The 13,033-nt window shown below is 60.4% G+C and carries 10 protein-coding genes; 5 read left to right on the top strand and 5 right to left on the bottom strand.

Annotated features, from left to right (window positions below; all coding sequences use genetic code 11):
• From mobF to CXR25_RS00800, 4 genes are all read right to left on the bottom strand, one after another.
• Entirely contained in the window at window positions 1-3,516 is a 3,516-nt protein-coding gene (mobF, locus tag CXR25_RS00815) for a MobF family relaxase (protein ID WP_101584780.1), read from the bottom strand.
• A 36-nt stretch (window positions 3,517-3,552) separates the two neighbouring features.
• Entirely contained in the window at window positions 3,553-4,041 is a 489-nt protein-coding gene (locus CXR25_RS00810; RefSeq protein WP_096157933.1) for a hypothetical protein, read from the bottom strand.
• A gap of 119 nt (window positions 4,042-4,160) precedes the next feature.
• A complete protein-coding gene (locus CXR25_RS00805; RefSeq protein ID WP_006822417.1) occupies window positions 4,161-4,736 on the bottom strand; it encodes a hypothetical protein in 576 nt (191 codons plus the stop codon).
• Between the two features lie 18 nt (window positions 4,737-4,754).
• Window positions 4,755-5,987, bottom strand: coding sequence for an MFS transporter (locus tag CXR25_RS00800; RefSeq protein ID WP_006822418.1), 1,233 nt, complete (start codon window positions 5,985-5,987; stop codon window positions 4,755-4,757).
• Between the two features lie 83 nt (window positions 5,988-6,070).
• On the opposite strand from CXR25_RS00800, the gene CXR25_RS00795 reads away from it, so the two are divergent.
• Window positions 6,071-6,649 (top strand): TetR/AcrR family transcriptional regulator, encoded by a 579-nt coding sequence (locus CXR25_RS00795; protein ID WP_087053563.1) that lies wholly within the window; start codon window positions 6,071-6,073, stop codon window positions 6,647-6,649.
• A 171-nt stretch (window positions 6,650-6,820) separates the two neighbouring features.
• Here CXR25_RS00795 and CXR25_RS00790 read toward each other — a convergent pair whose 3' ends face one another.
• Window positions 6,821-8,416, bottom strand: coding sequence for a helix-turn-helix domain-containing protein (locus CXR25_RS00790; RefSeq protein WP_180959280.1), 1,596 nt, complete (start codon window positions 8,414-8,416; stop codon window positions 6,821-6,823).
• A gap of 158 nt (window positions 8,417-8,574) precedes the next feature.
• On the opposite strand from CXR25_RS00790, the gene CXR25_RS00785 reads away from it, so the two are divergent.
• From CXR25_RS00785 to CXR25_RS00770, 4 genes are all read left to right on the top strand, one after another.
• The gene (locus CXR25_RS00785) at window positions 8,575-9,396 is read left to right on the top strand and encodes a siderophore-interacting protein (RefSeq protein ID WP_006822421.1); all 822 of its coding nucleotides are present in this window, start codon (window positions 8,575-8,577) and stop codon (window positions 9,394-9,396) included.
• A gap of 87 nt (window positions 9,397-9,483) precedes the next feature.
• The gene (locus CXR25_RS00780; RefSeq protein ID WP_101584775.1) at window positions 9,484-10,671 is read left to right on the top strand and encodes an MFS transporter; all 1,188 of its coding nucleotides are present in this window, start codon (window positions 9,484-9,486) and stop codon (window positions 10,669-10,671) included.
• Window positions 10,668-11,756, top strand: coding sequence for an ABC transporter substrate-binding protein (locus tag CXR25_RS00775; protein ID WP_006822423.1), 1,089 nt, complete (start codon window positions 10,668-10,670; stop codon window positions 11,754-11,756). Before CXR25_RS00780 ends, CXR25_RS00775 begins: the two co-directional genes overlap by 4 nt.
• 49 nt (window positions 11,757-11,805) lie before the next feature.
• On the top strand, window positions 11,806-12,870 hold the full coding sequence (locus CXR25_RS00770) for an ABC transporter substrate-binding protein (RefSeq protein WP_006822424.1): 1,065 nt from the start codon (window positions 11,806-11,808) through the stop codon (window positions 12,868-12,870).
• The last annotated feature ends 163 nt before the right edge of the window (window positions 12,871-13,033 follow it).

Raw genomic sequence — 13,033 nt, 5'->3', positions numbered from 1 at the left:
TCATCGGAGGGTTCGACCACTCTGATCACGGATGGTCGCTGCGCCAGATGTCTGGTCAGTGTGCTCTGACTCACGGATACGGGTGCGGGCGCGTTGGTAGTCGATACGTTGCGCATCATCCGCCGGGACTGGCCCGAGCGGGCTTGTCGAGGTGATGCCCCACCGATCCCGATACGCGACAACCGCCCGCACCGTGCTCTGCCGCACCGCCGGGTCAGCAATGTCGAGCGCCGTGACCCAGGGCTCAGCGTGTTCGAGCACCGCCTGGGTGAGGATGTTGAGCCGCGCCTGCATGAGCTGCTCCCGTTCCTCAAGGGCTTGCCGCATGGCAGGGTCGGTGATGCCCGTGGCCCGGGGCACCAGACCGATGATCAGGCCGGGAGCCTGGCGCGACGAAGCGGGGTAGGTCGCCGTGACTTTCTGGATCCGGAACCGCAGCAGCGATCCGAGATCTTCAACGTCTTCGAGGTTTCCTGCGCGGATGACGCGTGAGAGGAGGTCGTCGATGTTGTGCCCCTCGGCTTCGAGGCGACGAAGCTCCGTGGTGAGGATCCCAAACGAGTCCGTCTCCACAAGATCGTCAACGACGGCGGTGCCGAGGCCTGCTGTTTCGAGGAGGGTGACCCACCGGGATTGTTGGGCTTCCGTGGCGATGGTCTCGTATTCGGCGGCCAGCTGCGCGAGCGACCCCCACATGTCTTGTTCTGCGGTGATGGTGTCATGTGCGGACTGTTCGGCACCGACATGTTGGAGGATGCCATAGAGAATGCTTCGTGCGCTCAGTTCCAGGTCGTCTCGGTGTTGATGTTCTTCCAGATGATGCTGGTCGGTGGCGACATAGACGCGGTTGGATTCTCGGCCGCGGGTCATCGCGACGTAGAGCGACTCACGGGTGACTTCCGGTGAGTGGACGATCGCGTGAGCGGTATCGACGGTGGAGCCCTGTGCCCTGTGCGCGGTGATCGCGTATCCGAGGTCGACCTGGTCAGCAACGTAGGCTGCGGGCAGAATGATCGTGGTCCGCCACCGAGAGTGTGCCCGGCGGACCGTGAGGGATCCGTCGTCGTGTGCGTGGGTGACGTGCCAACGGTCTCCGTTCTTCACCCAGCCGCGTCCAAGGGAGAGGCGGCGGTCGTTTCGCCTGGTGATGACCAAGTCGCCGCGGGAGGCTTCGTTCCCGTCGTGCAACTTCACCCCATCCAGGGCGACATCTCCAGCGAGGATTCGGTCGGTGCGGGCACGCGTATTCAGCTCGGATACAGTGTCGAGGGTCTCCGCGATCAGCACCGACGTCTTGCCCGCGGCTTGGTCGCTGACCCAGGCTTGGTAGGCGGCGTCGAGGATGTCTTCGTAGGTTCCCGGGGTGACGCGGTCATGCTTGAGGTAGGTGTCGATGACGTCGGTGTCGCCGAGGCGTAGCTGCAGGGAGGCGTGTTTCTCCCAGTCGTTGCGGAAGCGGCGTACGTCCAGCAGCTCCGGTGCGTCGCCTCGATCTCGGACGAGCATCCCGAATGCTCCACCCGCGTCGACCGCGGCCAGCTGCGCCCAATCACCCACCAGCAGTACCTTCGCGCCCGCGTCGGCGGCGTGGGCGGTGATCGTGTCCAATGCGAGGGTTCCCGCGAGGGACGCTTCGTCGATGATCACCAGTTGACCAGCGGTGAGGTTCCAGGTGCCGCGGCGGTGCTCGTGCAACCATTTCGCGGTGTTCTCGGTGCTGATGCCGAGGTCCTGGGCGAGGACATCCGCTGCGGCTGCGGACGGGGCCAAGCCGACCACGGACCCGGCACCGTGGTTCTTCTCCCACGCCCTGCGGAGGGCGCTCATGGTCGTCGTTTTCCCTGTACCTGCGGGGCCGACCAGGACATCGAGAGTGCGACCGGAGATGCCGATCTTCGCGATCGCCTGCTCCTGATCCACCGACAGCACAAGCCCAGCAGCACTCTTCGACCGCGCAGCATGTTCAATCCACGCCAACGGCACCGTCGGAGCCATCCGTGACTCTGAAGCGGCAAGGAGTCGGTCTTCCGCGGCAAGCACACGCTCGGAGGAGAACACGGTCGATGCCTTCGGCCGGAACACGCTCTGTCCGTCGTGTTGTTGGAAGATGGGTGGGCTGGAGGCGAGCTCCGGCGGCGTCAACCGCAACGACGCTTTCTCCGCGGCATCGACGATTTGCCCGGTGATCAGGTCACGGTCGGTCGCAGAGGCGAACCGGAGGCCCATGGTTTGTCGGACGGCTTCGGCGTGCAAATTCCATCGTTTCCACGTCGCCCGCCGGTCACCCACCTGCGCCACCACACTCTCAGCGACCGTGCGCAGGTCATCGAGCGGGATATCATCCGCGCGCAGCAACGGCTCCCGCACACTCCCCACTACGAGGGCGCTTGCCCACGTCGGAGCATCTTCACCGAGCACGCGGGTGGCGCGCTCCCGCCACGCAGTGGTGAGGTCGCTGAGTGAATGATTCTGCTTTGGCGGACGAGTCTCCAGCGTCGCCCGCTGTCGGAATTGCCACAGCAGTTTCGAGGATGGTTGCCGCCCATGCTTGGCAACATATTCGGCCACGAGCCGGTCTTTAACCTGTTCGATGCCGCGCGTGCGGGAGGAGAACTCGTTCATCAGCGACTGTGGGACACCGGTGATCTCCCACGCCGTCGATCTGCCCGTCCCGCGGTCGCGCGCCTCCCACCCGACACCCAGGATCGCGGCGAGGTGATCAGAGAGAACCGCGTTGTAATGCTCCGACAGCCCCGTCACCGCCGTATGCAGGGCACGGGAATCCAAGGTGCGCCACTTCCCATCCCGTGCTCCTTGAACGCGATTCGCCACGACTACGTGAGTGTGCAGTTGCGGGTCCGAGGATCGAGAGTCGTAATGATCGTAGGCGGCGGCGATCACACCGCGCACATCAGTTTGCGCGACCGCGCCACGCGGGCCCTTCACTCCCACACGCGTCATCGCGACATCGCGTTCCAACAGCTCCAGGACGTCTTGAATTGCGGCGTGGTGCGCTTGCGCGATCAGGGTCTGCGTTCCACCATCGGCCACCGCCCACAGCGTCGACACTGACTTCGGAACGGAGAAAGTCAGGTCGAACCCTGCAACTGGGGCACCGGTTGGTTTGCTTGCTTCCTCTGCTTCGATGAGCGCCGTCTGTGTGGAGAGTGCGGCCGGAGTGAGGTTCTCGGGTAAGCGTGTGAGGCGCCGCTGCACACGGTCGCTTGCGGTCGCGAATTTGCGGTAAGGGCGGCCCAGTTGCTCCTCCGTGGTTGGGTTCTGGCCGTAACCCATGAGGCGTCGTAGCTGCTCTTCAGACACCGCACCACCGGGAAGAATGTCATCAGAGAGTCCCGCGATGCCGGAGCCGATCCATGTGCCAGGCGGTGTGCCCGATTCGAGGTAATACCGTGTCAGGACGGATGCCGCGTCGCGGTCACCGTCACCGGCGACCACAGAGTTCAGCAGGTACCGGTAGCCGTCACCGGCGGTCATCACACGGATCGAAACTGTCACGTCAACCGCCCCGCACATCGCCCGATACGGCTGGAATCAGGGACGCTCGACCCCGCCACGCTTCGGCGACTCAGCAGCTGTCGGCCGTGACTCGGCGTCCGGGTCGAGCTGACGTTCCCGCTGCTCGAGGAACCGTCGATAGTTGAGAAGCTCCTCTGCAGCGAGCGGATCATGCTCTGGCCACACCAAAGACGACGACTCCGCACTGACTCCCATCAGCGTGTTCCGCAAACTCAGCACCTGGTCCGAAGCCGCCGTCAACAGACCGCCATCGAACATCGCTCGCGCCGAGCCACGCGCTTGATCCCCGAATGTTGTGACCGCGGTCGCACCATGCTCCTGGAACGCAGTGCCGGCAGCATCGATCACTCGATCTATCGACAACAGCATGCCCACAAGAGGATCCACGACATCGGCAACCTGCTCCGGATGCTCACGTAACGCACCCCTCGCCCGGTCCAGCTTCTCGGCCTGTTCAGCGATCGCACGCGCAATTTCGGCAAGATCCGTAGCTGTAGACATCATCGACTCCTTCCATAAGAAACACCGGCTCACTTGGAAGGTGCGCTCACTCTTCAAAACTCAGACCTGCATCCACGCCGCAATTGACGGGGTCTCACCGAGGACTCACTCCTTGGCCAAAATTACGCGTTCAGAGGTGCGTATAGACCGCCGATTTCATCACCGCCGTTGTCTCGGGCAGTGATCCAGGCGTCATGCAACCACATTGCTGTGTTGCGGCGCGAGTGTCCGCTGTTCCACTCGATATCGCGTTCGTAAGTGACGATCTGGTTACCGGCACCAACAATGACCCAGGTATAGAGGCCTAAGCTATGACGGGTTTTGACCTTCATCCCAGAGACAAGTGTTGGCGCTTCGTCTTCGCCTCTTATGGTTTCGTCATGTCGGTCGATCCACTGCACAGTGAGTCCTTCAGTGAAGCCTGAATCGATGCTGCGCAGGAATTCGAATGCCGTGTGGTGGGCTTCTCCAGTTGTCGGGATCGCGTCAGGTTCGAAACCGCTGATTTGGCGGGTGTAGCCGTAGAGGATGCGGTCGTCTCCAAAGACGGTGGTTACGTGTTCGCCCCCGTACTTCGGGTCAGTGCCTGGATGGTGGCGGGTTACGGTGACCGGGGTTGTGCCTTGGTGTTCTTGCCGAGTCGTGACCTCGGTGAACGTTTCAGGGATTCTGAGGGTAGGGAGAAGATGTTCTGACATGGTGTTCCTTTCAGGGATTTATTGAGGCTGCTGTGGGGTTCGAGACCCGAAAATCGTGAATGTGAGGGCGAGTAAGAAAATGGGGATTGCGATGAGTGCCGTGACCTGCACGAGCCCAGTAGTTGATACTTGGGCCAATGTTGCAAGCACCGGGATTGGCAGAGCTGCAAGGCTGGCGCCGAGGAAGAGTGCGAAGGTGTAGAGCGCTGTGACACTGCCGTAATGTTCTGGGGACATGCCGGTGAGGGTTTGGATTGTTGCCGGGGCGAGCACCGACACGCAGGTGGCAAGGAGGAGCATGCCGAATCCTGCGCCCAGGACGCTGTGCCCGGTGAAAACAAGCAGGGTGCTTGCAAGCGCTGCGCCGGTAAATGCGGTAATCATGCGTGTACTTGGGCGGATTCGAGTAAGCCAGGGTGAAGCGGCTCCAGCCCAGATCAGAGCGGGCAGTGCACTGAGGCGCAGCATCAGGAGCTCGCTGTCCGGGTAGTGACCGGTGTGCCCGAGGGCTGCGTAGAGCGCGATGAATGGGCCAAGGATCGCCAGCGTTGCGATTAACAGTAAGACAATGCGCAACCTGCCCAAAAGGCCTGCAAGTATCCTCGTGGCGTTCTGACCAGTTTCTGCGCTGCCGGGAGTAGGCCGCAGACCACGCATGGCAAGCACCAGCCCTAAAGTCAGGGTGATCGCGCTGAGGATGAAGAACCAGCGCCATGAGCCCGCTAACACGACGAGCTGCGCGAGGACCTGCGCAAGCACCGCGGCAGCAAGAAAAGAACTGGTCAGTACGGTCACGGCGATTAAGCGGACAGCGGTCGGCAGGCGTGCACCGAAGTATGCGAAAACCGATGGGGCGAAGCTTGCCGCGGCGGCACCTTGCACGATCCTGCCACCGAGAAGCCAAGACATGCTCGGGGCACAAGCCACGAAGACAGTGGCTGCAAGCAGTACGGTCAGGCCGATCAGAAAGCACCTTGTCGCACCATAACGATCGACCGCTGGCCCCCAGACGAGGAAACCAATCGCATAGGCAACCCCGAATAGGGACTGCACCAATTCCGAGGTGCCCGGATCAGCACCGAGGTCGAGGGCCGAAGCCGGACCGAGCACGAGCGCACCGTAGAGCTGTGAGAGCACCACCAGGGCAAGTACTACAAAGAACGTGATCGAGAGAGGCGCTCGATCCAAAATTTTTGGTCGGGTGGCAGGCATGGGTGGCGCGTCAGAAATGATTGGTCGGGAGGTGGGCATACACATCACGCTACAACCAACTGGTTAGTTGGGCAACTATCTGGTTGGTTGCTTCTCAGTGGTGGAGCTTCTACGCTGGGGACATGGCTGGACCAGAAAACACCAAACGAGCGCTCCTTGAGGCGGGCCGTGAGGAGTTCGCGAAGCACGGACTTGCCGGAGCTCGTACGGATAGAATCGCCGCGAATTCCGGTGTGAATAAGCAACGTATCTACGCATATTTCGGCAGCAAACAAGGCATGTTCCATGCCGTGTTATCTGACGCACTGGATTCTCTGCTCGGAATTGTCCCGTATCCCAAAGGAGACTTGCCGCCAGGAGAGTTCCTCTCCGCGTATCTACAAGCAGTCAATGCTTACCATGCCAAGCATCCGGACCTGTTGCGCCTGTTGCAATGGGAAGCACTCGAACCCGACACCGTCGAACCGGAGAGTGATTCCAGATCGGTGTACTACCAGGATAAAGTCACTTCCTTGGCACAACGTCTGAACATCGAGACGAAGGAAGCCGCACCGATCCTGTTTGGAATAATCGGGCTCGCAGCCTGGCCACACATCGTCCCGCAACTGGCCGCTCTCATCATGGACGACTCTCCCAAGCGTGCTCAGAAACAGGCTTTACAGTGGGCAATAAACAGTGTCGCTTCACTCACTGTGAGGTGATGACCTGAAAGATCCTCGGCCGCAGATCTCGGTGCATGAAACCGTGCAGTAGGCAGCGTCTTAGGCTTTCTTGCGGAAATGTTGTCAGGGGTAAGGTGCGCACAGTTTGGGGTGGTCCTACTCCATGGCGCGGGTCGGCTGGGCATCACCAAAGTCGTTCCGGTGACGGTTCTAGCGGATGATCAGGGGCTCATCAGTGTGTTGCCAACCATTGCGTTGATATTCACGCGGGGACATGTCGTGGGCTCGGGTGAAGACCGTGGTAAATGCTGATGGATGTGCGTAGCCAAGCCGACGAGCCGCCTGCGCCACACCAACCCCTTCTTCAAGATAGCGGCGTGCTTCGGTCATGCGTACCTCCGATCGCCAGGCCACATAACTCTGCCCTGTGGTCGCGAGGAAAGCGCGGCCGAGGTCTCTTGCGTCGGCATTGAGTACTTGCGCCCATCGTGTGAGAGTTCGTCGATCCGCTGGATTGTTGCGCACCGCGCGGATGATCTTGTAAACGGGCGTAAATCCCGCCAAGTCTTCGGCTGCTCCGGCTCGCGTCCTCGTGGCATGCTTGAGAAATGAGTGCGTGATCCGGTTCGGGTCGTGCGACGTAGGGCGAACAAGGCTGTAATTGGCGACGAAAGTGTGCAGCAGGTAGAGCTCAGCCTCATCTGGAAATCGCTGGACGAGGTTGCGAGGAAGTCGCGTTTCCGGTGTGCCGTGGCGTGATCCGAGAGGGAGTAGCAGCGAGCCGCGCGAAAGTGTAATGCTGTTGCGAACGCCTGCGGGAAGCCAGATAGCGTCGCCGCGTCGGAGTCGTCGAGTGCGCTCACCGACCATTACTCGCGCGGCACCGCGGTAGAGCCATACCAGGACGTGGAAATCGTTGATCCGATTCCAGGTCTGCGTTGCCGGGACGGACGGCGGTGAAGCCTCAGGTGGAGCCGCCTCAGGTTGCAGTTGAGGCAGCATCAGTTCGCTGAAGTCGGTGGCAAGGGTGTCATCGTGACGGGGAATGACAGGCCGCGCCTTCTTGTACTGGCGGGGGGTCATTCCAGTTTGTGTGTGGAATGCTCTCGTGAATCCAGCGGGAGTGGAGAAGCCGACCTGCCTGCCTGCTTGGCCGATCTCGTGGCCAGCATCCATCAGGGCGGCTGAGGCCGCAACACGTACAGCAGTGCGCCACCGTATGAATGGAAGTCCTGTCTCTTGCAGAAACTGCAGTTGCAAAGTCCGAACGCTGATATTGACCGCTCGTGCGTGGTCTGTCGTCTCGGAGGGATCATCGGGTCCCTGGAGCAGCGAGTGCGCGACCGTCAGGGCTTCAGGTGAGCGGGGCATCGGAGGCAGTGGCACCTGCTCTATAGGCCGCGCTTCTTCCTTAGGTGTCGCGTAGCGAGACCCGGCAACCAGATCGAGGAGGCTGGTGTCGGAGGTTGCGCCCCGAAGGTAGCCGATACTCCGCGCGAACTGGTAGATGAGCCACTCGGACCAGCTGTTTGAGAGATTGATGCGCTGGGGTCGGTCGAGGTTCGGCGCGCGGGTTCCTGCGGCTGGGAAGATCGGGAATGCGACTGAGTCAGCGCCCACCTCCACGGTGTAGGGGATACCGGCAGGCAACCATATGCCCTGCCCGGAGGAGAGTAGGTACTCCTGTTGCGCTGCGCGAACCTCTGCGGTTCCCGCGTGCACCCATAAGAGGGAGGGGTCACGTGTGTTGTGCACAGACACTGCTTGGGAGGTAGGCACCGGTGGTGGGTCGAACAGCACGAGCATGATCCTTTGTTCACTAGTCAGGCATCAGCATCAGAGTATGCGAACTCTGCGCTTACGGATAAATCATCCGACCTAAGTAAGGGTACACTTACTTAGTGAGCCCATGTGTGCCGATGCTTGTGGGGGTGGTCCGTTCTGTCGCTGTAAGGAGATTGTCTATGAGTGTGTCTGCACGTACGTTGCGCTTGGTTCCAGTAGCGCTGCGTGAACTTGCTGTAGGCCGCGTTGTGGACGTGACTTCGGGGATGAAGCGGATCACGCTGACGGGGAGCCAGTTGGGTGAGTTCACCTCGCCAGGGGGAGATCTGCAACCAGCTTTCACCTCACCGGGGTTCGATGACGATATTCGTTTGCTGTTTCCCTATCCAGGTGAGAGTGAGCCGGTCTTGCCTGTGATCGAAAATGGCCGCGTAACGTTCGCGGAAGGGAGGCGCCCCATCGCACGGGCGTACTCGGTGCGACGTTACGACTCGGAATCGCGTGAGCTGGATGTTGATTTCGTGCTGCATGGGCACGGGGTTGCGGCCGATTGGGCTCGGCGGGCACGACCTGGTGACCCGATCCATATCGCGGGTCCGGGCAAGACGCAGAGCCTGCCTGCCGGTTGCGACTGGTTCCTTGTGGCAGGTGACGATACAGCGATTCCCGCTATTGCACGGCTCCTCGAAGAACTACCGTGCGATGCGCGCGGTCAGGTTCTCATCGATGTTGCGGAAGACGATCACCGACAAGAACTCACTGCCCCTGAGGGAATCGAGATCTCCTGGATTCCTCGCCACACTGGCACGCGGCACCCGCTGCTCAACGCGATACGAGGCGTGAACTGGCACGACAATGAGCCGTTTGCTTGGCTCGCTGGCGAACAGGCCGAAGTGCAAAAGATGCGCCGCTTCTTGGTCAAAGAACGCGGTGTCCCAAAGTCCGACATCGATTTCACGGGCTACTGGAAGCGGGGCGCGGCCGGACTCGTCGGCCAGTGAGGCGAAGGGAACATGCATCCCTCACCCACGACCTATCCCACCCGCTCAGTGGTTCTCGGGCACACCAGCAATAAAGAAAGGCAGTCAATGTCAACCACCCTCGCGGCACGCCGCTTGGCGCTTTGTGCATTGTTTCTATTGCCGGGTCTGGCAATGTCGTCCTGGGTCACGCGCACACCAGCGATTCGCGATTTGCTCGGAGCCTCAACCGCGCAGATGGGTATCGTGATCTTTGGTCTATCACTAGGGGCGATGGCGGGGATTCTCTGTTCAGGGCCGCTGTTGGCTCGACTTGGCGCAAAGCCACTGATCGCATTCGGCACGTTGGGTGTAGCCGTGAGCGTGCCCCTCATAGGTCTTGGCGCGGCAGCCCAGATCGACGGATTCGTCATCGCGGCATTGGCGTTGTTCGGTCTGAGCATGGGCGGTAGCGAGATTGCACTGAACGTTGAGGGCGCAGATGTCGAAGCCATCTCTGGCAGACCGTTCCTGCCAGCGTTACATGGTTCGTTTAGCTTGGGCACCCTTATCGGTGCGGCACTCGGAATTGTGGCTACCGCCGCGGATTTCTCAGTTGTCACGCATCTGATGACGATCGGACTGTCCGGCATTGTGATCCTGCTAGTTTGCATACGCTTCTTACCGCCCGCAACCGGTCGCCGACAGAAACCAAATACACCGGCCTATCGTTCTGAGCGAGCAGTATGGCGCGACTCCTCTCTTTGGCTCATCGGAGTCATCGTTCTCGCAATGGCGTTCGCGGAGGGCACGGCGAACGACTGGCTTCCCCTGATCATGGTCGATGGGCATGGTCTGAATCCAGCACTCAGTTCGACGGGCTTCGCGGTCTTCGCCGCGGCGATGACGCTAGGACGGTTCTTGGGAGGACCGGTTGTTCAACGATTCGGGCGTGCCTGGGTGCTCGGAGCGAGCGCTCTGAGTGCCGTTGTTGGAATCTCGCTTGTTGCTTTCGTTGACAATTCAGTCGTGGCGGGGGTTGCAGTTGTGTTGTGGGGTCTGGGCGCGTCTCTGGGGTTCCCTGTAGCGATCTCCTCGGCTGGGGCATCGGGAGAGAACTCGGCAACGCGTGTTGCTTTCGTGACCGTCATTGGATATATCGCGTTCCTGGTTGCTCCACCCCTTCTCGGATTTGTCGGCGAACGTGCCGGACTGCGTGGCGCGCTCGTCATTCCCCTCCTCGTTCTCTTCGTTTCGATCTTCCTCAGCCCGGTCGCCCGGACGCAGCGATCCTCAATTCAGATAGGGAAACCATGAGCCGTTCGCAAGCTAAGCCTTCTCGCATCCTCAGCAGCATCTGTGTTGTTCTCACCATTTCCTTGTTCGCTGCAAGCTGCTCGGCAAAGCCCGAATCCGATAATGCAACAAGACACCCTGAGCAAGCATCTTTACTGCCAGCGGCCGAGCAGACTACAAGCTATCCGCTGACGCTCGAATCACCGTTCGGTGAGACTGTTCTTCCGGAACGGCCTGAACGCATTGCAGCGGTCGCCCCGACAGCGATCGACACTGAGCTGCTTCTCGCCCTCGGCGTGACCCCCATTCTCACGTCAAGTCTCGTGAGTGAAGGCGGTTATCTCGACGATCATGGGGCAGCAGAAATTGAAACCTACGAGTTCGTGTCCGGTGAAGACCTTCCGATAGAAACCATCGCCGCCAGCCACCCTGACCTCATCGTGGCGGTGGGATGGACAGACGGGTTGAGTGGCGTCAACCTTGGCGACTACTACGACCGATTGACGTCAATCGCCCCAGTACTGACCAGTCCCGACACGTCGTCGCAACAGCTCATCCCTTGGCAAGACTCTATTCGCCTCCTTGGATCGACGCTCGACCTCGAAGACGCAGCAACACAAGTTATCGCACATCACCAAGAACATTTCGCCGAGATACGAAAGGAACACCCGGAATTTGCGGGTCTCACCACTAGCTGGGTTCTCCACTTCGGGGCCGCAAATAGCCTCCGCTATATGTCTCCATCGGGATCGGGGACAGAACTCTTTCTCAGCGAGCTTGGGTTCATTCCGAATCCGAAGGCTAATCAGTTCGTAGGCGACCCGTGGGTCAGCAGTGAACTGCTGACCCAAATCGATGCGGATGTTCTCTTGCTGGGCCAGACCGTGAACGCGAGCGATGAAGAAATGCACGAGCTTGTCACCGAAAACACCCTCTTCATGAATCTGGGCGCTGTCACGTCTAGGCATCTCGTCCGGTTGGCTCCGAAGACCGAAGACGACCGAGATCTGCTCTGGACGGTCACGGTAGGCGGACCAATCGGGCAGGAATGGGCCGCAGATTATCTCGTTCCTCTCATCGCCGATGTCCTAACGAAGACTTCATGACCATCCCTCTCATCAATGAACAATCTGAACTATAGAAAGGCAAACACGAATGAAGAAGACCAGACGCTCCCGCGTCGCTGCCAGTATCGGGGCGAGCCTCGCGACAATACTGCTCATCGCGGGCTGCTCCACGAGCCCGGACTCCAACGACAGTCCTGAAGAGCCCGGCGCAAGCGAATCAAGCCTGCTCCCTGCCGCTGAAGGCAAGACCAGTTACCCTCTGACGCTCGAATCACCGTACGGAGAGACGATCCTCGAGGAGCGCCCTGAGCGGATCGCAGCGATCGTCCCGAACGCGATCGACACCGAGTTGCTGCTTTCCTTAGGGGTCACGCCTGTGTTGACCTCGAACTTCGTAAGCGAGGGCGGCTACCTCGAAGAGCATGGGTCAGCCGAGCTGGACACCTACGAGTTCATGATGGGCGAAGACATCCCCATCGAGGCCATCGCAGCGAGCAACCCCGACCTCATCGTCACCGTAGGCTGGGTGCCCGGTTACGGCGAACTGCGTGACTACTACCAGCAACTCTCCAAGATAGCCCCGGTGGTGACAAGCCCGGAATCGTCTCAACGCACCATTCCCTGGCAGGACTCGATCCGCGTCCTAGGTGAGACGCTAGACCTTAGCGGCGCGGCCGAAGCTGTCATTGCGGAACACGATGAACGCTTCGCGCAAGTGCGTGCAGATCATCCCGAGTTCGACGGGCTCACCGCGACCTGGGCGATCTACTACGGCCCAACAAACGGACTGCAGTACTTCTCACAGCCTGGCTCCGCGCCCGCTGCATTCCTGGCCGACCTCGGTTTCAGCGAGAACCCGAACGCCACGGAATTCGTGACGGATACCAAGGTTAGTGATGAACTTCTATCGAAGATTGACGCCGACGTCCTCATCCTTGGACAGAGCGCAGCCGCGAGCGAAGCCGAAATGCAGGAGTTGACAGGTCGCGACCTGTTCCAAAACCTGGGAGCGGTATCGTCCGGTCAGTTTGTCCAGCTGCCGCCGAAAACTGACGACGGCGGCGATCTCTTGTGGGCAATCACCAGCGGCGGACCCATCGGCAATGCTTGGGCGGTCGAACGCGTCGTTCCCCAGATTGCGGACGTGTTCTAACTCGGGTCACGGACTATCGCGGCACCACGGGTCTAGCAGTCCGTGGTGCCGCGATAGCTGAACAACACGAAAGATCGGTCATGACTGTTTCGTTAGTAGGTGCGCGCGAGGCGTGCAGTGCGCTGGGAGAAGGGCACCTCCCAACAAGCAACCGTCGAATATC

The organism is Brevibacterium aurantiacum, from assembly GCF_003932995.1.
Classification (GTDB): domain Bacteria; phylum Actinomycetota; class Actinomycetes; order Actinomycetales; family Brevibacteriaceae; genus Brevibacterium; species Brevibacterium aurantiacum.
The sequence above is the reverse complement of the archived record's forward strand: the minus strand, read 5'-3'. Positions and strand labels throughout refer to the sequence as shown.